This is a genomic window from Pseudomonas sp. MT3, from assembly GCF_054720805.1.
This window is the reverse complement of record NZ_JBTVPY010000018.1, coordinates 16,247-38,951: the sequence shown is the minus strand read 5'-3', so window position 1 is coordinate 38,951 and position 22,705 is coordinate 16,247. Positions and strand designations below refer to the sequence as shown.

The following is a 22,705-nucleotide window of genomic DNA, read 5'->3' as shown; positions in this document are numbered from 1 at the left end:
AAATTTGCCAGGTTATCGCCCGCTCGTGGCGAATCTTGAGGTCAGCCGCGCAGGATGCCCAGCAGGACCTGGGCGTGCTCGGCGGCGTCGAGCCCCAGGCTGGTCAGGTAGCCGCCGTCGGGTTTGTCGATCAGGCCCTTGGCGTGCAGCCGTTCGGCGGCGGCGACCGTGTCCCGCGAGGCGTCATGGTGGACTTTCAAGCCCGCCTGGCTGTTCTCCAGATCGAAGAGCGCCAGCAGGTCCAGTTCCGCAACCATATCTTTCGTGAAAGCCATACACCCAACTCCCAATGGTCAATGAGGCCCCAGTGTAGTCCCAAGTCCGGCCCGTTCGGCAAGCGCCGTCACTCATCCTCGCCGGGCAGGGTCGGCAGCGCGCGCAGCGCCTGCTCGTACCATTCGCCGTCGAAGGCGCGGTCTTCGGCCAGCATGGCCTCGATCTCATGGGCGAGCACCAGGGCCATCAGGTGCAGGGCGTCCTCGCGTTCGTAGCCGACCAGGGAGAGTTTGTTGAATACCGCGCGGGCGGCCGGCGGGCTCTCGCTGTCGATCTGGTTCTCGATGGCCTGGATCAGGGTTTCCTCGGCGAAGGACTCTTCGCCGTCGTCTTGGTCGGTCATCGCATTGCTCTCCGATGGGCTTGTGAAGCGGCGGGAAGTTGGCCAACCTGCGGGCAACTTCCGGCTGTGAAAGGATCGTCGGGCGACATGATCACCTATTACACCCTCGTCGGCGACCGCCTGGTGCGCCACAACGGCAACGAATGCCACGGCATGCCCAGCGATACCCTGTGGATCGACCTGTTCCAGCCCACTCCCGAGGAGGAGCAGTTGCTGGAGTCGATCATCGCGGTGGACGTACCGACCCGCGAGGAGATGGCCGAGATCGAGGACTCCTCGCGCTTCTACGAGAACAACGGCGCGCTGTACATGACCACCACCGTGGTCGGCGGCATCCGCGAGCACAAGCCGAGCTCCTCGGAGGTCACCTGCGTGCTGACCCCGCACTGGCTGGTGACGGTGCGCTACACCGACCTGCTGGCCTTCCGTACCTTCGAGACGCGCACCCAGCGCGGCGGTTGCCGGCGCGCCAGCGACCAGTTGTTCGTGACCCTGATGGACAGCGTGGTGGACCGTATCGCCGACGTGCTGGAAACGGTGCAGAAGCAACTGGACTCGCTGTCCAACGGCATCTTCCGCGAAGGCCAGGCCGAGGGCGGCAAGACCGATCTGCAGGGTATCGTCAAGCAACTGGGGCGCAGCAACTCGCTGCTGTCCAAGCTCAACGAAAGCCTCTTGAGCATCAGCCGGCCGCTGGCCTATTTCCGCCAGGGCAGCAACGGCTGGATCAGCGAGGAGGTGAAGCTGGGCATGAAATCGGTGGAGCGCGACGTGCGCTCGCTCAGCGAGTACCAGTCGAAGATGTCCGGGGAGATCACCTTCCTGCTGGACGCCACCCTCGGCCTGATCAACATCGAGCAGAACAGCATCATCAAGGTGTTCTCCATCGCGGCGGTGCTGTTCCTGCCGCCGACCCTGGTGGGCACCGTGTACGGCATGAACTTCCAGCACATGCCCGAGCTGGCCTGGCTGGCCGGCTACCCGATGGCGCTGGTGGCGATGGTGGTTTCGGCGATCATTCCCTACTACTGGTTCAAGTACAAAGGCTGGCTGTAAGGCGTTGATGCGGGTCAAGAAGGCACGGCAACACGGGTGCACAGTGGAGAGCCGACCCCGTCTCACAGGAGGAGACCATGCCGCAGCCCGACTCCAACAAGCCCGCTCCCGCCAGCGCACCCACCGTGGGTGGCGAGGAAATCCGCGCGCAAAGCCACGGCCCGGTGGCGCTGACCGTCGCCCTGGCCCCGCGCGGCAGCAACGAGGACTCCACCTCCGCCGAGTTGCCCGCCGGCTATCCCTACCGCCGCCGCCTGCAACGCAAGGAGTACGAGGCACAGAAGGCGCAACTGCAGGTCGAGCTGCTGAAGGTGCAGAGCTGGGTGAAGGAAACCGGCCAGCGCATCGTCGTGCTCTTCGAGGGCCGCGACGCCGCCGGCAAGGGTGGCACCATCAAGCGCTTCATGGAGCACCTCAACCCGCGCGGCGCCCGCGTCGTGGCGCTGGAGAAGCCCAGCGACGCCGAGCGCGGGCAGTGGTATTTCCAGCGCTACATCCAGCACCTGCCCACCGCCGGCGAGATCGTCTTCTTCGACCGCTCCTGGTACAACCGCGCCGGGGTCGAGCGGGTCATGGGCTTCTGCTCGCCGCGCCAGTACCTGGAGTTCATGCAGCAGACCCCGGAGCTGGAGCGGATGCTGGTGCGCAACGGCATCCACCTGCTCAAGTACTGGTTCTCGGTGAGCCGGGAAGAGCAGCTGCGCCGCTTCGTCTCGCGCCGCGACGACCCGCTCAAGCACTGGAAGCTGTCGCCCATCGACATCCAGTCGCTGGACCGCTGGGACGAGTACACCCAGGCCAAGGAGGCGATGTTCTTCCACACCGACACCGCCGATGCGCCCTGGGTGGTGATCAAGTCCGACGACAAGAAGCGCGCGCGGCTGAACTGCCTGCGCCACTTCCTGCACGTGCTGGACTACCCCGGCAAGGACCTGAGGATCGCCCGCGCCCCGGACGACCGGCTGGTGGGCCGGGCCGCCGAACTGGACCGCGACGAGCTGGAGCGCCCGATACCGGCTCCGGTGGCGGAGCCGATACCGGCCTGAGCCCTTACTGCTGGCTGAGCTGCATCAACTGGCCGGACACCGCCCGGGCGTTGCGCTCGACGATGATCGGCGCCCAGGGCCGGCCCGAGGCGCTGACCACCGCGTTGCTCTTGCTGTTCATGTCCTGCAGCGCCGTGCTCAGGTACTCCCAGCGGGTGCGCAGTTTGCGGGTCGCGTCGTTGTCCGGCAGTTGCGCGATGCGCTGCGACAGCAGCGGCACCAGCACGCTCTCGTCCTGCCCCAGGTAGGCCTGGGGCTGCTCGCGCGCCAGCTCCAGGCCGCTCAGGTAGGCGCGGCCCAGGTACTGGGTGGCGAGGAACTCGACCCGTACCGGCAGCTCCCACAGCGGAACCTGGCTGGCGTCGGCGCTGACCGGAACGAAGCGTTCGATCTGGGTCAGCAGTTCACGCAGGGCGCGGCTGAGGTCCTGGTTGTAGCGCCAGGGCAGATTCTCTTCCTTGGGGCCATAGGAAACGCCATTGCGTATTTGGGTAACGAAGTTGGCGTGGGCCTTCTTCAGCGCCTCGTCGGACCTGGGGTAGGTCCTGATCGCCTGGTCCAGCGTGGCCAGGTCCTTTTCCAGCTTGGCCGCGTGGTTTTCCTGGAACCCTTCGCCGCGCAGCAACAGCAGGCTGTTGATCGAGCGGCAGGTATAGACCTGCAGGGTCTGCACCTGCAGTTCGTCGCTGGGCAGGTTGGCGTGGGCGGAGAGGGCGAGAAGTCCGAAACAGCACAGCAGGATACCGCGAAGCACATCGAGCTTTCGGAGCATGGCGGGAGTTTCCTTATTGTTATTGTGTGCCGCGCCAGGCGCCGGGTGCAGGGGTTCGGGCAGCAGCGTCGCGGCTACTCCTAGGCTAGCGCCGAACGCCGTCGCTGCAACCCTCCCAAAGGGGGATTCTTCAGGTCGAATGCCTAGGCATGCGCGGCGTGGCGCAAGCGCTCGCGGTCGAGGATCTCGATCCCGCCGTAGCTCAGGCGCAGGATGCCCTGGGTTTCCAGGTCCCTGAGGATCTGGTTGGTGGTCTGCCGTGACAGCGACAGCATGGCCGCCAACTGCTCCTGCGGCAGGTGCAGCTCGCGCTTGCAGGTGGCCGACTCGCCGTAGCCCTCGGCGATCATCAGCAGGCGCCGGGCCAGGCGCGGCGCGGCAGGCAGCAGCGACAGCTCCTCCAGCACGGCGAAGGTGATACGCAGCTTGTGGCTCATCAGCAGGGCGAAGTCGCGCCAGTACTCCGGGTGTTTCGCCAGCAGCGCCTGCAGTGGCGCCAGGGGCACCTGCAGCAGGGTCGTGGCGCCTTCGGCGCAGGCGTCGTGGGTGCGCGGCTGGCCGTCGAACAGGCAGATCTCGCCGAACCAGTTGGGTGACTCCACCAGCGCCAGCAGCGCTTCCTTGCCGGTCTCGCCGACCACGCTGATCCGCATCGCGCCGTCCACCACGCAATACAGGCCGCAGGGCGCATCGCCACGGGCGAACAGCCGCTGCCCGGCCGGCAGGCGGCGCACCGTGGCGGCGTCGCACAGGGCCTGGCGCAGGCCTGCGGGCAGCGTCTGGAACCAGCGGCCCTCATTGAGGCGGGGCAGGTAGGACTTGGCGTCGGTCATGGGCAATGTCGTCTAGCTGACAGAGTGGGAAGGCGTACGACGCCATCATGCCAGCACCTTGCGGGAGAACAACAATGAAAACGCTCGTCGATCATCTTGCCCAATATGCCGCCTACCACCGTGACCGGCGGAACATCGTCAGCCATTTCATCGGTATCCCGATGATCGTGCTGTCCATCGCCACCCTGTTGTCGCGCCCCGGCGTCGAACTGGCCGGCCTGATCCTGGCGCCCGCCACGCTGCTGGCGCTGGCCTCGGTGATGTTCTACCTGCGCCTGGACCTGCGCTTCGGCGTGCTGATGGCCGCGTTGCTGGGGCTGTCGCTCTGGGCGGGCGCGGCACTGGCCGCTGGTTCCACCGCCTACTGGCTCGCCTGGGGGATCGGCCTGTTCGTGGTGGGCTGGATCATCCAGTTCGTCGGCCACTGGTACGAGGGGCGCAAGCCGGCGTTCGTCGATGACCTCACCGGGCTGATCGTCGGCCCGCTGTTCGTCGCCGCCGAGGCCGCTTTCCTGCTGGGAATGCGCGATGACGTGCGCCACGCCGTGGAAGAGCGCGCCGGCCCGACCTGCATCCGCGAGAAGAAGGCGACCGCCTGATTCCTTTCAGTCCGCGCCGCTGAGCTGGTGCAGGATTCGTGCGCTGTCGGGGTCGGCGGGGAAGAAGGTTTCCAGCGCCAGTTCCGACAGCGTCACGTCCACCGGTGTGCCGAACACCGTGATGGTGCCGATCAGGCTGCAGACGCCCAGCTCCGTCTGCAGCTGCACCGGGATCAGCACCATGTCGCCATTGGCCGCCTCGTCGTAGGGCGGAGCCGGATAGGCCGCCACTTCGTCGCGCAGCGCCGCCAGCGCGGGATCGCCGCTGGCCTCGAAGTCGCGCTGCAGGCGCTCCAGCACATGCGCCTTCCATGCCCCCAGATTGAGGATGCGCGGCGCCAGTCCCTTGGGATGCAGGCTCATGCGCAGCACGTTGATCGGCGGCTGCAGCAGCTCCGGGGCGACGCCGATCAGGAAGATATCCACCGTGCGGTTGGAGGCCAGCAGGTTCCAGTGGCGGTCCACCACCATCGCCGGGTTCGGTTCGTGGGCCTTGAGCAACTGGTCGATGGCCTGCCGGGCCACGGTCAGCGCCGGGTCGTCCAGACCCTTCTCCGAATACACCGGGGCGTAGCCGGCGGCGCTGAGCAGGCGGTTGCGTTCGCGCAGGGGGATGTCCAGCTGTTCGGCCAGATGCAGGAGCATCTCGCGGCTGGGCAGGGCGCGGCCGGTTTCGACGAAGCTCAGGTGGCGCGTGGAAATCTCCGCGTCGCAGGCGAGGTCGAGCTGGCTGAGCCGGCGGCGCTGGCGCCATTGGCGGAGCAGGGCGCCGACCGGTTGGGCTGGATTATTCATGGCTGGACTGGTCATGGCATCGAACGATAGACCCCGGGCCGCGTTGCGGCCATTACCTGGCAGGTAATCGACGTGCGTACGGCTCGGGCGGATTCTGCAGTCACACGCCGCCAACCGGTGGCGATCGTTGAGGGAGATTTCGCCATGACTCTGCTGCAACCGTCCCCGCTGCTTCGCCGTGCCCTGCAACTGGACGCCCTTGCCGGCGGCGCGGTGGGGTTGCTGATGGCGCTGGCCGCGCAACCGCTGGGCCAATTGCTCGGCCTGCCGTTCGTCCTGCTGCTGGTGGCCGGTATCGTGCTCCTGCCGCTGGCGCTAGTGCTCTACTGGATGAGCAACCAGAGCATTCTGTCGCGCACTGGCGTCTGGGCGGTGATCGCCCTGAACGCACTCTGGGTAGTGGAAAGCGTCGCCCTGCTGGTGACCGGCTACGTGCAGCCGACCGCCCTGGGCTACGCCTTCGTCATCGGCCAGGCGCTGGTGGTCCTGCTGCTGGCCGAGCTGGAGTTCTTCGGGCTGCGCCGGTCGGCGGTCCTTGCGCTGTGATGTTCGCGAGCAAGAACTAGGCGTCCCCCTCGCTCCTACGAAGAGCGCATCGGCGCCGACCTGTAGGAGCGAGCTTGCTCGCGAACCGCTTCAAGGAGAAGCGCTTTACGCCAACGCCTCGCGGACGAAATCGAGACGGTCCTGGCCAAAGAACATCTCGCCGCCGACGAACATCGTCGGCGCGCCAAACATCCCGCGCTTGATCGCCACCTCGGTGTTGGCCTTCAGTGCATCCTTCACCTCCTGCTCGGCGGTCAGCGCCAGCAGCGCCTGCGGATCGAAGCCCGCCTCGGCCAGCAACGGGCCGAGCACCGCCGGGTCGCCCAGGTTCAGCGCGTCCACCCACATACCCTTGAACACGCAGGCCAGCAGTGCCTCGAAACGTTCCGGTTGGCGCAGCTGCACGCCGGTGGCGGCGCGCATCAGGGTGAGGGTGTTGATCGGGAAATGCGGGTTCATCTTCAGCGGCACGCCGTAGCGGCGGGCGAAGCGCAGCATGTCGATCATCGTGTAGCGGCCCTTGGCCGGGACGGCGATGGGCGAGGTATTGCCGGTGGCCTGGAACACACCGCCCAGCAGCACGGGGCGATAGACCAGCTCGGCGCCGGCTTCGGCGCAGATCGCCGGCAACTGGGTATAGGCGAGGTAGGAAGTCGGGCTGCCGAAATCGAAGTAGAACTCGACGCTCTTGCTCATGAGTGGCTCTCTTTCTGGTTGTCGTTATGGGCGGATCACCAGCGCTCGATCCACGGGCGCAGGTCCAGCTCGAAGGTCCAGGCATCGCGCGGCTGGCTGTGCAGGTACCAGTAGCTGTCGGCGATGTGCTCGGGGTCGAGGATGCCGTCCTGGTCCTTGAGCTTGTAGCGCTCGGGGAAGGTCTCGCGGATGAATTCGGTATCGATGGCGCCGTCGACCACCACGTGGGCGACGTGCAGGCCCATCGGCCCCAGCTCGCGGGCCATACTCTGGGCCAGGGCGCGGATGCCGTGCTTGGCGCCGGCGAAGGCGGCGAAGCCCGAGGCGCCGCGCAGGCCGGCGGTGGCGCCGGTGAAGAGGAGCGTGCCGCGCTGGCGCTTGACCATGCGCCTGGCCACTTCGCGGCCGGTGAGGAAGCCGGAGAAACAGGCCATTTCCCAGATCTTGAAGTACTTGCGCGCAGTCTCTTCGAGGATGCTGCACGGCACGTTGGCGCCGATGTTGAAGACGAAGGCTTCGATGGGGCCGATGTCGCGCTCGATGGTTTCCACCAGCTCGATCACCGCCTCTTCCTTGCGCGCGTCGGAGGCGAAACCGTGGGCTTCGCCGCCTTCGGCGCGGATCGCATCCACCAGCGGCTGCAGCTTGTCGGCCGAACGCCGGGTGACGCAGGCGACATAGCCTTCGCGGGCGAAGCGGCGGGCGATGGCGCCGCCGGTGGCGTCGCCGGCGCCGATCACCAGTACGACTTTCTTGTTCTGCGACATCCTCGTTTTCCTCTTTGGTAAACGGTCGTTAGGTAAACGAACGTTATGTTAATCTTCGTCGTATCGTCAACCGTTTCCCGGAGTCGCCCTGATGCGCTACTCAGCCACTCACAAGGAAGAAACCCGCCAGCGCCTGCTCGACAGCAGCGGTGCGCTCGCCAAGCAGGGTGGCTTCGCTAGCACTGGCGTGGATGGGCTGATGAAGGCGGTGGGGTTGTCCGGCGGGGCGTTCTACAACCACTTCGGTTCGAAGGATGAGCTGTTCGCCGCCATCGTCGAGCGCGAGTTGCGGCAGAGCGTCGAGCGGCTGGCGGCCAAGGGCAAGGTGCTCGATCGCGTGCGCCTGGAGCGTGGGCTCAAGCGCTACCTGAGTGTCGCACATTTGCAGGACGCCGGCGCCGGTTGCGCGATTCCTGCCCTGGGGGCGGAGATTGCCCGGGCGGATGAATCGGTGCGGCAGAGCGCCGAGGATGCGCTGGTGGAATTGCAGCAGGCCTGGGCCGAGGCGCTGGGTTCGCCGGAAGACGCCTGGGCGCTGCTGGCGCAGTGCGTCGGCGCGCTGGTGGTGGCGCGGATGGTCGCCAGCGAGAAGACGCAGAAGGCGATCATCGACTCGAGCCGGGACTTCCTGCTGCGGCATCTGGATGAGGCGTCGCAGGACTCAACCCTGTAGGAGCGAGCTTGCTCGCGAACAAACCCCGCTGCGGGGCCGGGTTCGCGAGCAAGGACTGGGCGTCCCCCTCGGTCCTACGAAAAGCGCCGTTGCCCCGGCGCGGGTCGCTGATCAGATATTCGCCACCGGCTGGAACGCCTTCGGCTTGAAGTACAGCGTCTCGCCACGCGCGAGACCGGTCAGGCTGTCGTGGTCCTTCACCACTTCGGCCTCGATCAGCTCGTCCTGGCCGTCGACCTTGAGCGTCACCCGGGTGATCGCGCCCAGCGGGCGGATGTCGCGGACTTCGGCGGCGCGGTGCTCGGCCACTTCGGAACGCGACAGCGAGATTTCGTGCGGGCGGAACAGCACGTGCTCGTCACCGCCGATGTGCAGGCGGTTGGAGTCGCCGAGGAAGTGGTAGACGAAGTCGCTGGCCGGGTTCTCGTAGACCTCGCCCGGCGAGCCGATCTGCTCGATCACGCCCTTGTTCATCACCACGATGCGGTCGGCGACTTCCATCGCTTCTTCCTGGTCGTGGGTGACGAACACACTGGTCAGGTTGATCTCCTCGTGCAGGCGCGCCAGCCAGCGGCGCAGCTCCTTGCGCACCTTGGCGTCGAGGGCGCCGAAGGGTTCGTCGAGCAGCAGGATCTTCGGCTCCACCGCCAGCGCGCGGGCCAGGGCGATACGCTGGCGCTGGCCGCCGGAGAGCTGCTCCGGGTAGCGGTCGGCGAGCCAGTCCAGTTGCACCATGTTGAGCAGCTCGTGGACCTTCTCGGCGATGCGCGCTTCGCTCGGACGTTCCTTCTTCGGCTTCATGCGCAGGCCGAAGGCGACGTTGTCGAACACCGTCATGTGGCGGAACAGCGCGTAGTGCTGGAACACGAAGCCGACGTTGCGATCGCGCACGTCGTGCTGCGAAACGTCCTCGCCGTGGAACACGATGTTGCCGGCGTCCGGGGTTTCCAGGCCGGCAATGATGCGCAGCAGGGTGGTCTTGCCGCAGCCGGACGGGCCGAGCAGGGCGACCAGCTCGCCGCTGTGGATGTCCAGGTTGATCTCGTTCAGCGCCTTGAAGGCGTGGAAGTTCTTGCTGACGTTACGGATCTCGATGCTCATGGCGTGGCTCTCACTCTTCGTCAGCTTTGACTTTCGTACGGGACAGGCGCGACTCGCTCCACTGCTTGAGCAGCAGGATGACCAGGGCCATCAGCAGCAACAGGGTGGCGACGCTGAAAGCGGCGACGTGGTTGTATTCGTTGTAGAGGATCTCGACGTGCAGCGGCAGGGTGTTGGTGACGCCGCGGATATGCCCGGAAACCACCGACACGGCGCCGAACTCGCCCATCGCCCGCGCGGTGCACAGCACCACGCCGTAGATCAGGCCCCATTTGATGTTCGGCAGGGTCACGTGCCAGAACATCTGCCAGCCGTTGGCGCCGAGCAGGCGTGCGGCCTCTTCCTCCTGGGTGCCCTGTTCCTGCATCAGCGGGATCAGTTCGCGGGCGATGAACGGGAAGGTGACGAAGAGGGTGGCCAGGACGATGCCGGGCACGGCGAAGACGATCTGGATGTCGTGGTCGCTCAACCACTGCCCGAAGTAGCCCTGGGCGCCGAACAGCAGTATGTAGATCAGGCCGGCGATCACCGGCGAGACCGAGAACGGCAGGTCGATCAGGGTCACCAGGATGCTCTTGCCGGGGAACTCGAACTTGGTCACGCACCAGGCGGCACTGACGCCGAACACCAGGTTCAGCGGCACCGAGATGCCTACGGCGATCAGGGTCAGCTTCAGCGCGGCGATGGCGTCGGGCTCGGCGATGGCGGCGAAGAAGGTGCCGAAGCCCTCCTTCAGTGCCTCGCTCAGGACCACGAACAGCGGCAGCAAGAGGAACAGGGTGAAGACCAGCCAGGCCAGGCCGATCAGGGCCCGGCGGCCCCAGACATTGCCCCGGCGAGCAGCGTTGGCAGCGGCCGCGGCGGAAAGGCTTGCGGTACTCATGGCGCGCTCCTCAAGGCGTTTCGATGCGGCGTTGCAGCAGGTTGATCAGCAGCAGCAGGACGAAGGCGACGACCAGCATCAGCACGCCGATGGCGGTGGCGCCGGTGTAGTCGTACTGGTCCAGCTTGACCATGATCAGCAGCGGCAGGATCTCGGTCTTCATCGGCATGTTGCCGGCGATGAAGATCACCGAGCCGTACTCGCCGACGCCGCGGGCGAAAGCCAGGGCGAAGCCGGTCAGCCAGGCCGGCAGCAGCGCCGGCAGCAGCACGTGGCGGAACACCTGCAGCGGCTTGGCGCCCAGGCAGGCGGCGGCTTCCTCGACTTCACGCGGGATGTCCGCCAGTACCGGCTGCACCGTGCGCACCACGAAGGGCAGGACCACGAAGGTCAGCGCCAGGGTGATGCCCAGCGGGGTATAGGCGATCTTCAGGCCGATCTCGGTGGCGAAGCGGCCGACCAGGCCGTTGGGCGCGTACAGCGCGGTGAGGGCGATACCGGCCACGGCGGTGGGCAGGGCGAAGGGCAGGTCGATCATCGCGTCGATGATCTTCCGTCCCGGGAAGCGGTAGCGCACCAGCACCCAGGCCAGCAGGGTGCCGATCACGCCGTTGATCAGGGCGGCGATCAGCGCCGTGCCGAAGCTCAGCTTGAGCGCGGCGATCACCCGTGGCGCGGTGATGATGGTCCAGAACTCGCCCCAGCTCAGTTGGGTGGTCTTGAGGAACATGGCCCCCAGCGGAATCAGCACCAACAGGCTGAGATACACCAGGGTGTAGCCCAGAGTCAGCCCGAAGCCGGGTATGACCGGGGAGATGCGTCGTGACATCGTCTGTCCTTTCTCATGAACGCGTTTAGCCCTTGTCTTGGGACCAGGGTTTTTCGTTCCACGCAAGCGGCGCGCCGCCTGCGTGGATCGTGTTGCCCGACGCGAGGCCGGGCGCCGGGCGCATCACGGCGCCTGGTAGATCGTGTCGAAGATGCCGCCGTCGTTGAAGAACTTGGGCTGCGCGACCTTCCAGCCACCGAAGTCCTTGTCGATGGTCACCAGGTTGAGTTTCGGGAACTGCTGGGCGAACTCGGCGGCGACCTTTTCGTTGCGCGGGCGGTAGAAGTTCTGCGCGGCGATGCGCTGGCCTTCTTCGCTGTACAGGTACTTCAGGTATTCCTCGGCGACCTTGCGGGTGCCCTTCTTGTCGACGGTCTTGTCGACCACGGCCACCGGCGGTTCGGCCAGGATGGACACCGACGGCACGACGATCTCGAAGTTCTCGCCGCCCTGTTCCTTCTTGGCCAGGAAGGCTTCGTTCTCCCACGCCAGCAATACGTCGCCGATGTTGTTGTTGACGAAGGTGATGGTCGAACCGCGGGCGCCAGTGTCCAGAACCGGGACGTGCTTGTACAGGCTCTTCACGTATTCCTGGGCTTTCTCGTCGCTGCCGTAGGCCTTCCTGGCCCAGGCCCAGGCGGCCAGGAAGTTCCAGCGGGCGCCGCCGGAGGTCTTCGGGTTCGGCGTGATGACTTCCACGCCCTGCTTGGTCAGGTCGCCCCAGTCCTTGATGCCTTTGGGGTTGCCCTTGCGCACCAGGAACACGATGGTCGAGGTGTAGGGGGTGCTGTTGTCGGGCAGGCGCGCCTGCCAGTCGGCGGGCAGCAGCTTGCCCAGCTTGTTCAGTTCGTCGATGTCGCCGGCCAGGGCCAGGGTCACCACGTCGGCCTTCAGGCCGTCGATCACGGCGCGGGCCTGCTTGCCGGAGCCGCCGTGGGACTGCTGCACGATCAGGTCGTCGCCGCCCTGGGCCTTCCAGTGCTTGATGAAGGCGGCGTTGTAGGCCTGGTACAGCTCGCGGGTCGGGTCGTAGGAAACGTTCAGCAGTTGGGTCGCGGCGGATACCGGGCCTGCGACCAGCGTGGAAACCAGTGCGCTGGCCAGGGCGGCCAGGGCGAAACGGCGGATGGACATGTGCAGCTCCTGAAAAAATGCGGTCTTCTAGTGTTTGTCTGGCAGGGTTTTCGGGGCGATGTCAGCCGCGCATTCGCGGCTGGCTGCTGCAGTACCGGTGGGGCAGGGCGATCATGGCGACGCTCCGGTGGTCCGGTCATGTCACGTGTCGAGAACGCTCGGGTACTCAGGCTGGCTTGCCGGTGCTCTGTTGCAGGCGGAATTTCTCCTTGCGCTCGATCTGCACGACCTGGCCGTTGTGCACGGTGATCTCGACGGCGCCAAAACGCAGGCCACGCAGGGCGCTCTGCACTTCTCGCAGGATGTTGGCGTCGTCCTGGCCATCCAGGCTACGGAGGGTTGCGCTCATGGATATCTGCTCCTAGTGGGTTGACCGCCGGCCGTTTCACTGACGACGCGTGCGGTGTGAGCGCATCTTAGGCAGGAGCTGGATATTCTTAAAAATAATGTTTAAGAATTTTTATATATCCGAAAGTTTTACAAGCGCTCAGCCGGGGTTGCGTGGCAGCTTCGCCAGCAGGGCTTCGGCGGGCTGCGGCTTGCCGTACCAGTAACCCTGGCCGAAATCGCAGGCATGGGTGAGGAGGAAGGCGGCCTGGTCCGGCCGTTCGATGCCTTCGGCGACTACCCGCAGGCCCATGCTCTGCCCCAGGGCGATCACCGCGCAGGCGATGGCGGCGTCCTCGGCTTCGTCGGGCAGCCCGGCGATGAAACCCTGGTCGATCTTCAACTTGTGTACCGGCATGCGCTTGAGGCGCATCAGCGAGGAATAGCCGGTGCCGAAGTCGTCGATGGCCAGGTGCACGCCGAGCAGGCGCAGCTGGCAGAGCAGTTCCAGGGCCTGGTCGAAGTTCTGCATCACCGCGCTCTCGGTGATCTCCAGCTCCAGGTGATGGGGCTCCAGGCCGCTCTGCTCCAGGGCCAGCGCCACCCGCTGCTCCAGCCCGCCACGGCCGAACAGGCGGCTGGAGACGTTCACCGCGATGTAGTCCAGGGCGATGCCCGTATCGAGCCAGGCGCGCATCTGCCGGCAGGCCTGGTCGAGCATCCAGGCGTCGAGCGCGGTGATCAGCCCGCATTCCTCGGCCACCGGGATGAACTCGCTGGGCGACACCAGGCCGCGCTGCGGGTGTTGCCAGCGCACCAACGACTCGACGCCGATCATGCGCCCGCTGAGCAGGTCGTGGACCGGCTGGAAATAGATGCGCAGCTCGTTGTGGTCCAGCGCGTGGCGCAGGGCCGCCTCCACCTGTACGTGGGAGCGCGCGCGGGCGGTCAGTTCCGGGGTGTAGAAGGCATACAGGCTGCGCCCGCTGGCCTTGGCCTGGAACAGCGCGGCGTCGGCGTGCTGCATCAGGTGATCGACGTTGCGCGCGTCCTCGGGGAACAGGCTCACGCCGAGGCTGACGGACATGTAGATGGTCTGCCCGTTGACCTCGAAGGGCGGATCCATCGCTTCCAGCAGGCGCTGGGCGAGGCTGCTGGCGTGCTGTTGCCGGGGGCTTTCGAGGATCACCGCGAATTCGTCGCCGCCCAGGCGCGCCAGGGTACAACGCTCGTCGAGGCAGGTTTGCAGGCGTTCGGCGACGGCCTTGATCAGCAGGTCGCCGGTGCTGTGCCCGAGGCTGTCGTTGATGTGCTTGAAATGGTCCAGGTCGATGCTCAGCAGGGCGCCGCCGCCCTGTTCGCGTTCGGCGCGGGCCAGCGCCTGCTCGATGCGTTCGCGCAGCAGCAGGCGGTTGGGCAGGCCGGTGAGCGGGTCATGGTGGGCGAGGAAGTCCAGCTCATGCTGCGAGCGCTTGAGGCTGCTGAGGTCGGAGAACACCGCCACGTAGTGGGTCAGTTCGCCCTGTTCGTTGCGCACCGCGCGGATGTGCTGCCATTGCGGGTACACCTCGCCACTCTTGCGACGGTTCCAGATCTCGCCGCTCCACACGTCGTCACGCAGCAGGGATTCCCACATGCGGCGATAGAAGGCGGCGCCCTGCCGTCCGGACTTGAGGATCGACGGCTGGGCGCCGAGCACGTCCTCTGCCTGGTAACCGGTGATGCGCGAGAACGATGGATTGATGTGCACGATGATGCCGCGGCTGTCAGTGACCAGCAGGCCTTCCTGGGTTGCCTCGAACACCGCCGCGGCCTGGCGCAGGTGATCCTCGTTGCTGCGCTGGCGGGTGATGTCGCGGCTGATGCCGGTCATGCGCAGAGCTTCGCCGTCGGCGCCCCGCTCGACGCGGCCGCGTGAGTGGATCCAGCGATAGCCGCCATAGCTGTGGAGGATGCGGTAGACGCAGTCGAGCCGTTCGCTCAGACCGTCGATGTGCTCCTGGTAGGCGGCGAGGGTGGCGCTGCGGTCTTCGGGGTGAAGGCGGTTTTCCCAGAGCAGGAAATCGTCGCTCAGGCGTTCGCTGGGCAGGCCGATCAGGTTGGCGTAGCCCTGCGAGTAGTAGACGCGATGGGTGCGCAGGTCCCAGTCCCAGACGCCGTCCTCGACCACGTTCAGCGCGCGGTTCAGGCGTTCCTCGCGGTCGGACAGGGCGCTCAGGGTCGCCTGCTGGCGGCGGAACTGCTGGTGCAGCAGCAGGAACAGCAGCAGCGCGCTGACGCCCAGGAACACGAACTTCTTGGTGGTCATCCAACGCAGGGTCTGGGCCGGCTCGCTGAAGGCCATGTGTAACCAATGGTCACCCAGCAGCATCCAGAGGGCAGCGAGCACCAGGTACAGCAGGCTGATGCGAAGGGCGCTAAGACGAGGGTTCATGCAGTGGCAAGGCGAAGATATTGGCTGTGCAGTATAAAGGATGCCCGGTGACGGTCGTTCTTATCTAAAAGACCGGATGGTTTTCCACACCCGCTTGGTGATAATGCGAGCTGACCTTGTCTGACGAGGTCGGTCTTTCACACCCCCTTTCGAGGTTCATTATCGACCATGTGGTACAACGGTTTTCTTGATCTGTCGCCGTGGCAGTTGGTGGCGGTCACCCTGGTCCTGACCCATATCACCATCGTCAGCGTCACCGTCTATCTGCACCGCTATTCGGCGCACCGGGCACTCGAGCTGCACCCGGCGCTGCAGCATTTCTTCCGTTTCTGGCTGTGGATGACCACCGCCATGAACACCCGCGAGTGGACCGCCATCCACCGCAAGCACCACGCCAAGTGCGAAACCGCCGACGACCCGCATAGTCCGGTGTACAAGGGCCTGGGCACCGTCCTGCGCCGTGGCGCCGAGCTTTACCGCGAGGAAGCGAAGAACGAGGAGACCCTGCGCATCTACGGCAAGAACTGCCCGGATGACTGGCTGGAGCGCAACCTCTACTCGCGCTTCCCCATCGGCGGCATCGTGCTGATGGCGATCATCGACCTCGCCCTGTTCGGCTCCCTCGGCATGACCGTCTGGGCCGTGCAGATGATGTGGATCCCCGTCTGGGCCGCCGGCGTGATCAACGGCCTGGGCCACGCCATCGGCTACCGCAACTTCGAATGCCGCGACGCCGCGACCAATCTGGTGCCCTGGGGCATCCTGATCGGCGGCGAGGAGCTGCACAACAACCACCACACCTACCCGAACTCGGCGAAGCTGTCGGTGAAGACCTGGGAGTTCGACCTGGGCTGGGCCTGGATCAAGCTGTTCAGCTTCCTGCGCTTGGCCAGGGTGGCCCGCGTGGCACCGATTGCCCACCGCGTGGAAGGCAAGGGCAGCCTGGACATGGACACCGCGATGGCCATCCTCAACAACCGTTTCCAGATCATGGCCCAGTACCGCAAGCTGGTGATCGGCCCGCTGGTGAAGCAGGAGCTGGCCAAGGCCGACGAGTCGGTGCGCCACCTGTTCCGCCGCGCCAAGCGCCTGCTGTCGCGTGAAACCAGCCTGCTGGAAGAGCGCCACCATGCGCGCATCCAGGACCTGCTGGCCCAGAGTGCGGCGCTGAAGGTGATCTACGAGAGGCGCCTGGCCCTGCAGCAGATCTGGGTGAAGACCAGTGCCAACGGCCACGACATGCTGGCGGCGATCAAGCAGTGGGTGCAGGAGGCGGAAGCCAGTGGCATCCAGTCGCTGAAGGAGTTCGCCGAGCAGCTCAAGACCTACTCGCTGCGCCCCGCCATGTAACGCGCGACATCGCCCTCGGGCGATGCGCAGCCAGTGACGAAAAGCCCGCCGTTCGGCGGGCTTTTCGTTTATTTTGCAACGCTCTGGCGTAGCGTGCGGTCATAGTCCCGGTCGATGAGCGGGAGGGCGCCCATACATGGATGAACAGAACAAGATGCCTGTGGATCAGGATGAAGCCTTGCTGGCGCTGCTGCACAGCCGCGCCGAGGTGCAGCGGCTCAAGGAGCGCGAGCAGCTCTTCAGCGCGCTGCTGGCCAGCGTCAATTCGGTACTCTGGGCCCTCGACTGGCAGGCCCAGCGCATGGTCTATGTCAGCCCCGCCTACGAACGCATCTTCGGGCGTTCCGCGGCCCTGCTGCTGGCCGACTACAACGAGTGGCGCAACTGCATCTATCCCGATGACCTGGACTACGCCCAGGACAGCCTGCGGGAAGTGCTCGAACGCGGCGCCATCGAGCATCGCGAGTACCGTATCCTGCGTGCCGACGGCGAGGTGCGCTGGCTGAGCGACAAGTGCTTCGTCAGCCAGCACAGCGAGGCCGGGCTGCCGCAGATGATCGTCGGTATCGCCGACGACATCACCGACAAGAAGCACATGGAGACCGAGCTGCACCGCCTGGCCACCACCGACGTGCTGACCCAGAGCAGCAACCGCCGCTACTTCTTCGACAGCGCCGAGCAGGCGTTCCGCGACTGCAAGGCGACGTCCACCTCGCTGGCATTCCTGCTGCTGGACGTCGACGACTTCAAGAAGATCAACGACGCCTACGGCCACCAGGTGGGCGACGTGGTATTGCAGCGCATCGCCCAGAGCGGCGCGGGCGCGTTGCGCCGGGGGGATCTGTTCGGCCGTATCGGCGGCGAGGAGTTCGCCGTGCTGCTGCCGGGGTGCGACGAGACGATGGCGCGGCAGATCGGCGAACGCCTGCAACGGGAAGTTCAGCGTCTGCGCTTCAACGAGGCCGAGCATTTCTTCAGCGTGACCATCAGCCAGGGACTGACTTTGCTGCAGCCGGACGATCAGAACCTGTCGGCTCTCTACAGCCGTGCCGATGCAGCGTTGTATCAGGCAAAACGCACCGGCAAGGACCGCATGGTTCAAGGATGAAACACTGCCGCCCGTATCAGGGTGGCAGGATTAATACTTTTCGACTAATACCATGTGTGCATCAGGGTGTGGATAAGTCGGGCCGTTGGCCTTGAAGTGTCATTAAATTGGCACCTTGTAAATCAATAAGTTACAAGCCGCATGTTGCCTCTTGTCGGATTATTGGCGGTTCCGTGTTTCATGGATTGACATGCCCAAGGCACCCCCCTATTACTAATCACATAGCAATATCGTGTGGTGTCTGGATGAGACACCAGGGGATTTGTCACACGAGCAGCGTGTCACGGAAGATTCGATCCACCCCCTGTCTTCCCGCCACCTCCTGTCCTCCGCACGAGCACTTCCGTCGCCTTGGCCGCAACGGAAGCGAGATATTTTTTGCTGTCGTTTTCCAGATTTTCGGAGTTGGCCGAAGGGCGGTAGCTTTGCCCGATGAAAAGTAACGGCCATATCCAGGGATAAGCAGTTGACCAATCGTTGATTGAATCGGGCCATTCGAACTCGGGCGGTAGCCTTGTCTTCGAATTTTGCCGAAAGGCCCGGCGCACAGCGACCTCCGTGAGCGGAGCCACTGTCGATGACCAAAGAGAAGAAGACGGCGGACGGAACTTCAGATTCCGTCGAAACCGCCGGTAATCCCCCCGCTATTGCGCAGCGGTACGCCTCCGGCGGAACCGCCAGGAAGACAGGCGTCAATATTTACGAGTTTCCCAATAGGTTCTATCGGGCCTGCGGAAGTGTCGCCAAAGGTATTTATCCCTCTCTGCGAAGTTCCACGGGTTTTGCACTTCCAGTTGAACTTCAAAAGCACCAATCGCGATTTCCCCTATCGCAGAAACTGCAACTTCGGTCTGTTTCCGAGGTTTTCTCTCCGGCACTCGCCCGCGCTGTGCCGTTCACGCACCCCGTCCCTGCCATGACCGAGCACCCGAAGCGGGTGACGGGATTCCGGCGCGAGCGCGCGCCCCTTACCGGCCGGTCGAGCCGGCATCACGACGAGAGCCGCGCGGCCCGCTGCGCCCGCGCTCGCTAGGGAGTCAGGCTGATGACTGATCAATCCTTTCGCTCCAACTATGCCTGTGTGGTCGGTGGTGCAGGCCCGGCAGGCATGGGCTTCCTGTTCAACGCTTACAAGACCGGCGCGCTGGCCAGCCTGGCGCGCTCCGGCCTGCTGGTGGTGGATGCTGCGCTGGCGGTTGGCCGTGGTCGGCTGGGGGACTACCACATCACCGCCAACTCGGTGGGTGACGTGTTCCTCGACTGCCTGCGCGATCCGGCGCTGCTGCCGATCTTCGCGCCGCTGGAGCATTCCGCAGCATTCCGCGCCCTGCGCAACGACCCTCATGGCGCGCCGATGCTCACGCAAGTGGGCGAGCTGCTGGCCCACGCCTCGACGCTGTTCATGCGCTACGTCACCCGTCACCTGGGTGTCGAGGTCGCGCTGGGTACCCGTATCGAGAAGATCACCGCCCAGGACGACGGTACCTTCCAGTTGGCCTTGCGCAGCGGTTCCTGCTCCTGGCAGGCGGCGGCGGGCGGCCTGGTGCTCAACCTCGGTGGCCGGCAGAACCGCGAGTACCTGCATTGGAGCCTTGCCGAGCAGGACCTGCACCTGACGTCCGACGGCCCCATCGTCTATTCCTCCGATGCGCTGCTCAGCCTCAGCCCCGCCGAGCTGGTGGAGCTGTTCAGCGACCGCGTGACTCCGGGTAGCCACTTCACCGTGGTCGGTGGTTCGCACAGCGCCTTCTCGGTGCTCGACAACCTGGCCTGCGCCCTCGACTGCCTGGGACTCGAGCAACTGACCCTGTTGCATCGCGCGCCGATCCGCCTGTTCTTCGAGAGCGCCGAGGAAGCCCGCGCCGCCGGCTACACGGTGGACGAGGGCATGGACGTGTGCCCGGTGTCCGGCCGGGTCAACCGCTCCGGCGGGTTGCGTTATCGCGCCCACCAGGTGGGCAGCGACGTGCTCGCCAATGGCCATGTCAGCGGCACCCGGGTGAAGGTCGAGCTGCTGCGCCTGGAAGACCGCTCGCCCGCCGTCCGCGAGCGCCTGGAGCAGTGCTGCAGCGAGCCGGGCGTGATGGTCCAGGCCATCGGTTACCAGCCCTGCCTGCCGGCGCTGCGCCGCGCCAACGGTGAACCGTTGCAGGTACGCGAGAGCAAGGGTGGACTGGACTCCGACGCCGCCGGCCGCCTGCACGACCTCAGCGGTCAGCCGATTCACGGGCTGTACAGCTTCGGCCTGGGTTCGGGACTGGCGGCCAACCCGATGCTCGGCAGCGAGCGTTCCTTCGACAGCCGCATCTACGGTGTCTGGCAGTTCCACCACGACGCCAGCGGCCGGGTCATCGAAGCCCTCCAGGAACACCTGGCCGGCCATGCGCCGCAAGCGACGCCGTCGTTGCCGGACACCCCGCTCGAGGGCACGCCTTTCGTGCTCTCCGCGCTGGGCTAGGCGGTGCGCCGGCCGCTATCAGGGATCTTTTCATCCATTAGAGGGATGCGACTGTGATCAATGTGACCAAGACGTACCTGGGCGATCTGGAAAAGTTCAAAGGCTACGTGGAGCAGATCTACGCCACGGGCTGGCTCACCAACCACGGGCCCTTCGCCACCGCGCTGGAGGAACGTCTGCAGGAGTACCTGGGGGTACGCAATGTGATCCTCACCTGCAACGGCACCATCGCCTTGCAGGTGGCCTACCGGGCCCTGGGCGTCACCGGCAGCGCGGTGACCACCCCTTTCAGCTTCGTTGCCACCAGCAGCACGCTGCAGTGGGAGAGCATCCGCCCGCGCTTCGCCGACATCGACGCGCGGACCTGGAACCTCGACCCTGCGCGCATCGAAGCCAGCCTTGCGCCGGATACCACCGCCGTCGTCGCCACCCACGTGTTCGGTAATCCCTGTGCGGTGGAGGAGATTCAGGCGGTGGCCCAGCGCAACCAGTTGAAAGTGATCTACGACGGCGCCCATGCCTTCGGCTCGCGCTACCGCGACCGCTCGGTGCTGGCCTGGGGTGACGCCACGACCCTGAGCTTCCATGCCACCAAGCTGTTCCACACCATCGAGGGCGGCGCCATCGTCACGGCCGACGATGAGCTGGCCCGGCAGGTCCGCCTGATGTGCAACTTCGGCATTGCCGGGGTGGACCAGATCGTCGGCCTGGGGATCAACGCCAAGCTCAACGAGATCTCCGCCGCGATGGGGCTGTGCCTGCTCGACGACATCGACAGCATCCTCTCCCAGCGCGAGGAGATCGCGGCCCGCTATACCGCGGCCCTCAGCGGTTACTACGACCTGCAGGCCGTCCAGGCCGGCGCCCGGCAGAACAACAGCTACTACCCGATCGGCCTGCGCAACGAGGAGCAGGTGCTGCGCGTACGCAGCGCGCTGAATGCCATCGGGGTCAACCCGCGGCGTTACTTCTATCCCTCGCTGGACACCCTCGACTACCTCGCGCCGCAGGCGCCGCAAGTGCTCTCGCGGGAACTGAGCCAGCGCATCCTCTGCCTGCCGTTGTACCCGGGGCTGCCGCAGGACGTGCAGCGCGCGGTGATCGAGGTGCTGCTGCTGGAAAGCGGCCGGGTCGCCGTGGCGGTATGAGGGGACGGTCATGTCGGGTAAACGCTCGCTGTCGATGATCAGGAATACCCTGCTGAACTATGCGGGGCAGGCCTACGCCATCGTCATCGGCATCCTGATCCAGCCGTTCTACCTCGGCCACCTGGGCGCCGAGGCCTACGGCCTGATCGGTTTCTTCGCGGTCCTGCAGACCTGGCTGCTGCTGCTGGACGTCGGCCTCTCGCCGGCGCTGGTACGGCAGGTGGCCCATGTCCGCGGCACCCAGGGCGAGACGTATGGCCAGGCGAACCTGCTGCGCTCCTTCGAGCTGATCCTGCTGCCGCTGACCCTGCTCAGTTCGCTGGCGGTGTACGCCGGCAGCTCCTGGATCGCCGGGCGCTGGCTGAACGTCCAGGCGCTGAGCCCCGAGCTGGTGGCGCAGTGCATCAGCCTGATGGGGCTGCTGGTCGCCCTGCGCCTGTACGGCACGCTGTACCGCAGTGCGCTGCAGGGGCTGGAACTGCACGGCTGGATCAACGGGATCAACGTCTTCATCACCACCCTGCGCTACTTCGGCGGCCTGCTGCTGGTGGTCAGGGTCAGCCAGGATCCGCTGGTGTTCTTCGAGTTCCAGGTGGCGGTGTCGCTGCTCGAAACGCTGTTGCTCGGCGCCAAGGCCTACCGCTGGATGGAGGTGCGGCCGCTCACGCGCTTCTGCTGGGACACCTTGCGGCCGGTGATTCCCTTCGCCCTGGGCATGAGCTTCACCTCCGGCCTGTGGATCATCCTCACCCAGCTCGACAAGGTGTTGCTGTCGAGCCTGATGCCGTTGCGGGACTACGGTTACTTCTCTCTGGTGGCGCTGGTCAGCGGCGGCATCCTCAGTCTGGTCAATCCGTTGGCGCAGTCGCTGCTGCCGCGCATGACCATGCTGATCGCCGAGGGGCGCCACGACGACATGCAGCAGCTCTACCTGAAGGCGAACCGTTTCGTCTGTGTGCTGCTGTTCCCGATGGTCGCGGTGATCGCCGCTCATGGTCATGACCTGGTCCTGGCCTGGAGCGGCGATGCCGTGGCCGCCAGCTGGTGCCAGCCGGTGCTGGTCTGGTACGTGCTCGGCGCCGGCCTGATGGCGGTGAGCAGTTTCCAGTTCTACCTGCAGTACGCCCACGGCCAGTTGCACCTGCATGTCTGGTACAGCGTGGTGTCCGCGCTGGTGAGCATCCCGCTGGTGGTCGCCAGTGCCTACCTGTACGGCGTGCTCGGCGTGGCGCTGTGCTGGTTCGGCCTGCGCCTGGCGTCGTTCCTGCTCTGGCCGCCGATCGTGCACCGTCGCTTCGGCGATGACCTGCACGGCCCCTGGCTGCGCGACACCCTGCAGATCGCCGCGCTGAGCGCCGCGGGGCTGTTGCTCAGCGAACCCGTCTACGTGCTGCTGGCCCGCTCCGGCGAACGCCTGTCGCTGCTGCTGGCGCTGGCCGCCTGCGGCCTGATCACCCTGACCCTGGTGGGCGTGGGCTCCGCTCCGGCGTTGCTGCGCCTGCTCAAACCGTCCCAAAAGCCGAGTGTCTAG

General features: G+C 65.7%; 24 protein-coding genes. 11 read left to right on the top strand and 13 right to left on the bottom strand.

The annotated features are described in order from the left end of the window. Positions 1-41 precede the first annotated feature (41 nt). Positions 42-275 (bottom strand): TIGR02647 family protein, encoded by a 234-nt coding sequence (locus ACYCAX_RS18540; protein ID WP_015479502.1) that lies wholly within the window; start codon positions 273-275, stop codon positions 42-44. Positions 276-343: 68 nt separating this feature from the next. After that, entirely contained in the window at positions 344-619 is a 276-nt protein-coding gene (locus ACYCAX_RS18535; RefSeq protein WP_015479501.1) for a hypothetical protein, read from the bottom strand. Positions 620-706: 87 nt separating this feature from the next. Here ACYCAX_RS18535 and ACYCAX_RS18530 point away from each other — a divergent pair, with 87 nt between their 5' ends. Together ACYCAX_RS18530 and ppk2 are read left to right on the top strand one after the other, a co-directional pair. Beyond that, positions 707-1,675 carry a magnesium transporter CorA family protein gene (locus ACYCAX_RS18530; protein ID WP_460248564.1) on the top strand — a complete coding sequence of 323 codons (969 nt, stop codon included), beginning with the start codon at positions 707-709 and terminating at the stop codon, positions 1,673-1,675. Positions 1,676-1,839: 164 nt separating this feature from the next. Then, positions 1,840-2,721 carry a polyphosphate kinase 2 gene (gene ppk2 / locus ACYCAX_RS18525; RefSeq protein ID WP_162140841.1) on the top strand — a complete coding sequence of 294 codons (882 nt, stop codon included), beginning with the start codon at positions 1,840-1,842 and terminating at the stop codon, positions 2,719-2,721. A gap of 4 nt (positions 2,722-2,725) precedes the next feature. Here ppk2 and ACYCAX_RS18520 read toward each other — a convergent pair whose 3' ends face one another. Further along, the gene (locus ACYCAX_RS18520; protein WP_460248563.1) at positions 2,726-3,493 is read right to left on the bottom strand and encodes a hypothetical protein; all 768 of its coding nucleotides are present in this window, start codon (positions 3,491-3,493) and stop codon (positions 2,726-2,728) included. A 143-nt stretch (positions 3,494-3,636) separates the two neighbouring features. Then, positions 3,637-4,326: a Crp/Fnr family transcriptional regulator gene (locus tag ACYCAX_RS18515; RefSeq protein ID WP_460248562.1), complete on the bottom strand. Its 690-nt coding sequence runs from the start codon at positions 4,324-4,326 to the stop codon at positions 3,637-3,639. Between the two features lie 74 nt (positions 4,327-4,400). Here ACYCAX_RS18515 and ACYCAX_RS18510 point away from each other — a divergent pair, with 74 nt between their 5' ends. Further along, positions 4,401-4,925 carry an Mpo1 family 2-hydroxy fatty acid dioxygenase gene (locus ACYCAX_RS18510; protein ID WP_015479496.1) on the top strand — a complete coding sequence of 175 codons (525 nt, stop codon included), beginning with the start codon at positions 4,401-4,403 and terminating at the stop codon, positions 4,923-4,925. A 6-nt stretch (positions 4,926-4,931) separates the two neighbouring features. On the opposite strand, the gene ACYCAX_RS18505 is transcribed toward ACYCAX_RS18510, so the two are convergent. Beyond that, positions 4,932-5,720, bottom strand: a complete 789-nt coding sequence (locus tag ACYCAX_RS18505; RefSeq protein ID WP_460248561.1) for an MmyB family transcriptional regulator — start codon at positions 5,718-5,720, stop codon at positions 4,932-4,934. Between the two features lie 144 nt (positions 5,721-5,864). On the opposite strand from ACYCAX_RS18505, the gene ACYCAX_RS18500 reads away from it, so the two are divergent. Then, positions 5,865-6,266 carry a hypothetical protein gene (locus ACYCAX_RS18500; RefSeq protein ID WP_015479494.1) on the top strand — a complete coding sequence of 134 codons (402 nt, stop codon included), beginning with the start codon at positions 5,865-5,867 and terminating at the stop codon, positions 6,264-6,266. 105 nt (positions 6,267-6,371) lie between these two features. Here ACYCAX_RS18500 and ACYCAX_RS18495 read toward each other — a convergent pair whose 3' ends face one another. Next, complete coding sequence (locus ACYCAX_RS18495; RefSeq protein WP_015479493.1) at positions 6,372-6,962, bottom strand: 2-hydroxychromene-2-carboxylate isomerase; 591 nt, start codon at positions 6,960-6,962, stop codon at positions 6,372-6,374. Positions 6,963-6,997: 35 nt separating this feature from the next. Further along, on the bottom strand, positions 6,998-7,729 hold the full coding sequence (locus ACYCAX_RS18490; protein ID WP_015479492.1) for an SDR family oxidoreductase: 732 nt from the start codon (positions 7,727-7,729) through the stop codon (positions 6,998-7,000). A gap of 91 nt (positions 7,730-7,820) precedes the next feature. Here ACYCAX_RS18490 and ACYCAX_RS18485 point away from each other — a divergent pair, with 91 nt between their 5' ends. After that, positions 7,821-8,402: a TetR/AcrR family transcriptional regulator gene (locus tag ACYCAX_RS18485; RefSeq protein ID WP_460248560.1), complete on the top strand. Its 582-nt coding sequence runs from the start codon at positions 7,821-7,823 to the stop codon at positions 8,400-8,402. A 111-nt stretch (positions 8,403-8,513) separates the two neighbouring features. Here the strand turns inward: ACYCAX_RS18485 and ACYCAX_RS18480 are convergent, their stop codons facing one another. From ACYCAX_RS18480 to ACYCAX_RS18455, 6 genes are all read right to left on the bottom strand, one after another. Next, a complete protein-coding gene (locus ACYCAX_RS18480) occupies positions 8,514-9,503 on the bottom strand; it encodes a sulfate/molybdate ABC transporter ATP-binding protein (RefSeq protein WP_015479490.1) in 990 nt (329 codons plus the stop codon). A gap of 10 nt (positions 9,504-9,513) precedes the next feature. Beyond that, entirely contained in the window at positions 9,514-10,386 is an 873-nt protein-coding gene (gene cysW, locus ACYCAX_RS18475) for a sulfate ABC transporter permease subunit CysW (RefSeq protein ID WP_460248559.1), read from the bottom strand. 10 nt (positions 10,387-10,396) lie between these two features. Then, entirely contained in the window at positions 10,397-11,215 is an 819-nt protein-coding gene (cysT, locus tag ACYCAX_RS18470; protein ID WP_015479488.1) for a sulfate ABC transporter permease subunit CysT, read from the bottom strand. Between the two features lie 123 nt (positions 11,216-11,338). Continuing rightward, complete coding sequence (locus ACYCAX_RS18465; protein ID WP_460248558.1) at positions 11,339-12,349, bottom strand: sulfate ABC transporter substrate-binding protein; 1,011 nt, start codon at positions 12,347-12,349, stop codon at positions 11,339-11,341. A gap of 166 nt (positions 12,350-12,515) precedes the next feature. Then, positions 12,516-12,698, bottom strand: a complete 183-nt coding sequence (gene oscA, locus ACYCAX_RS18460) for a sulfur starvation response protein OscA (RefSeq protein WP_015479486.1) — start codon at positions 12,696-12,698, stop codon at positions 12,516-12,518. Positions 12,699-12,836: 138 nt separating this feature from the next. Continuing rightward, the gene (locus ACYCAX_RS18455; RefSeq protein WP_460248557.1) at positions 12,837-15,110 is read right to left on the bottom strand and encodes a putative bifunctional diguanylate cyclase/phosphodiesterase; all 2,274 of its coding nucleotides are present in this window, start codon (positions 15,108-15,110) and stop codon (positions 12,837-12,839) included. A 168-nt stretch (positions 15,111-15,278) separates the two neighbouring features. On the opposite strand from ACYCAX_RS18455, the gene desA reads away from it, so the two are divergent. The 6 genes from desA (at position 15,279) to ACYCAX_RS18425 (ending at position 22,705) form a co-directional block, all read left to right on the top strand. Continuing rightward, entirely contained in the window at positions 15,279-16,460 is a 1,182-nt protein-coding gene (gene desA, locus ACYCAX_RS18450; protein ID WP_460248556.1) for a delta-9 fatty acid desaturase DesA, read from the top strand. Positions 16,461-16,596: 136 nt separating this feature from the next. After that, complete coding sequence (locus ACYCAX_RS18445) at positions 16,597-17,568, top strand: GGDEF domain-containing protein (protein WP_015479483.1); 972 nt, start codon at positions 16,597-16,599, stop codon at positions 17,566-17,568. A 577-nt stretch (positions 17,569-18,145) separates the two neighbouring features. Then, positions 18,146-18,601: a hypothetical protein gene (locus ACYCAX_RS18440; RefSeq protein ID WP_157883355.1), complete on the top strand. Its 456-nt coding sequence runs from the start codon at positions 18,146-18,148 to the stop codon at positions 18,599-18,601. 12 nt (positions 18,602-18,613) lie between these two features. Continuing rightward, positions 18,614-20,026, top strand: coding sequence for a hypothetical protein (locus ACYCAX_RS18435; RefSeq protein ID WP_294972028.1), 1,413 nt, complete (start codon positions 18,614-18,616; stop codon positions 20,024-20,026). A 53-nt stretch (positions 20,027-20,079) separates the two neighbouring features. Continuing rightward, a complete protein-coding gene (locus tag ACYCAX_RS18430) occupies positions 20,080-21,174 on the top strand; it encodes a DegT/DnrJ/EryC1/StrS family aminotransferase (protein ID WP_294972025.1) in 1,095 nt (364 codons plus the stop codon). A 10-nt stretch (positions 21,175-21,184) separates the two neighbouring features. Next, complete coding sequence (locus ACYCAX_RS18425) at positions 21,185-22,705, top strand: lipopolysaccharide biosynthesis protein (RefSeq protein ID WP_294972022.1); 1,521 nt, start codon at positions 21,185-21,187, stop codon at positions 22,703-22,705.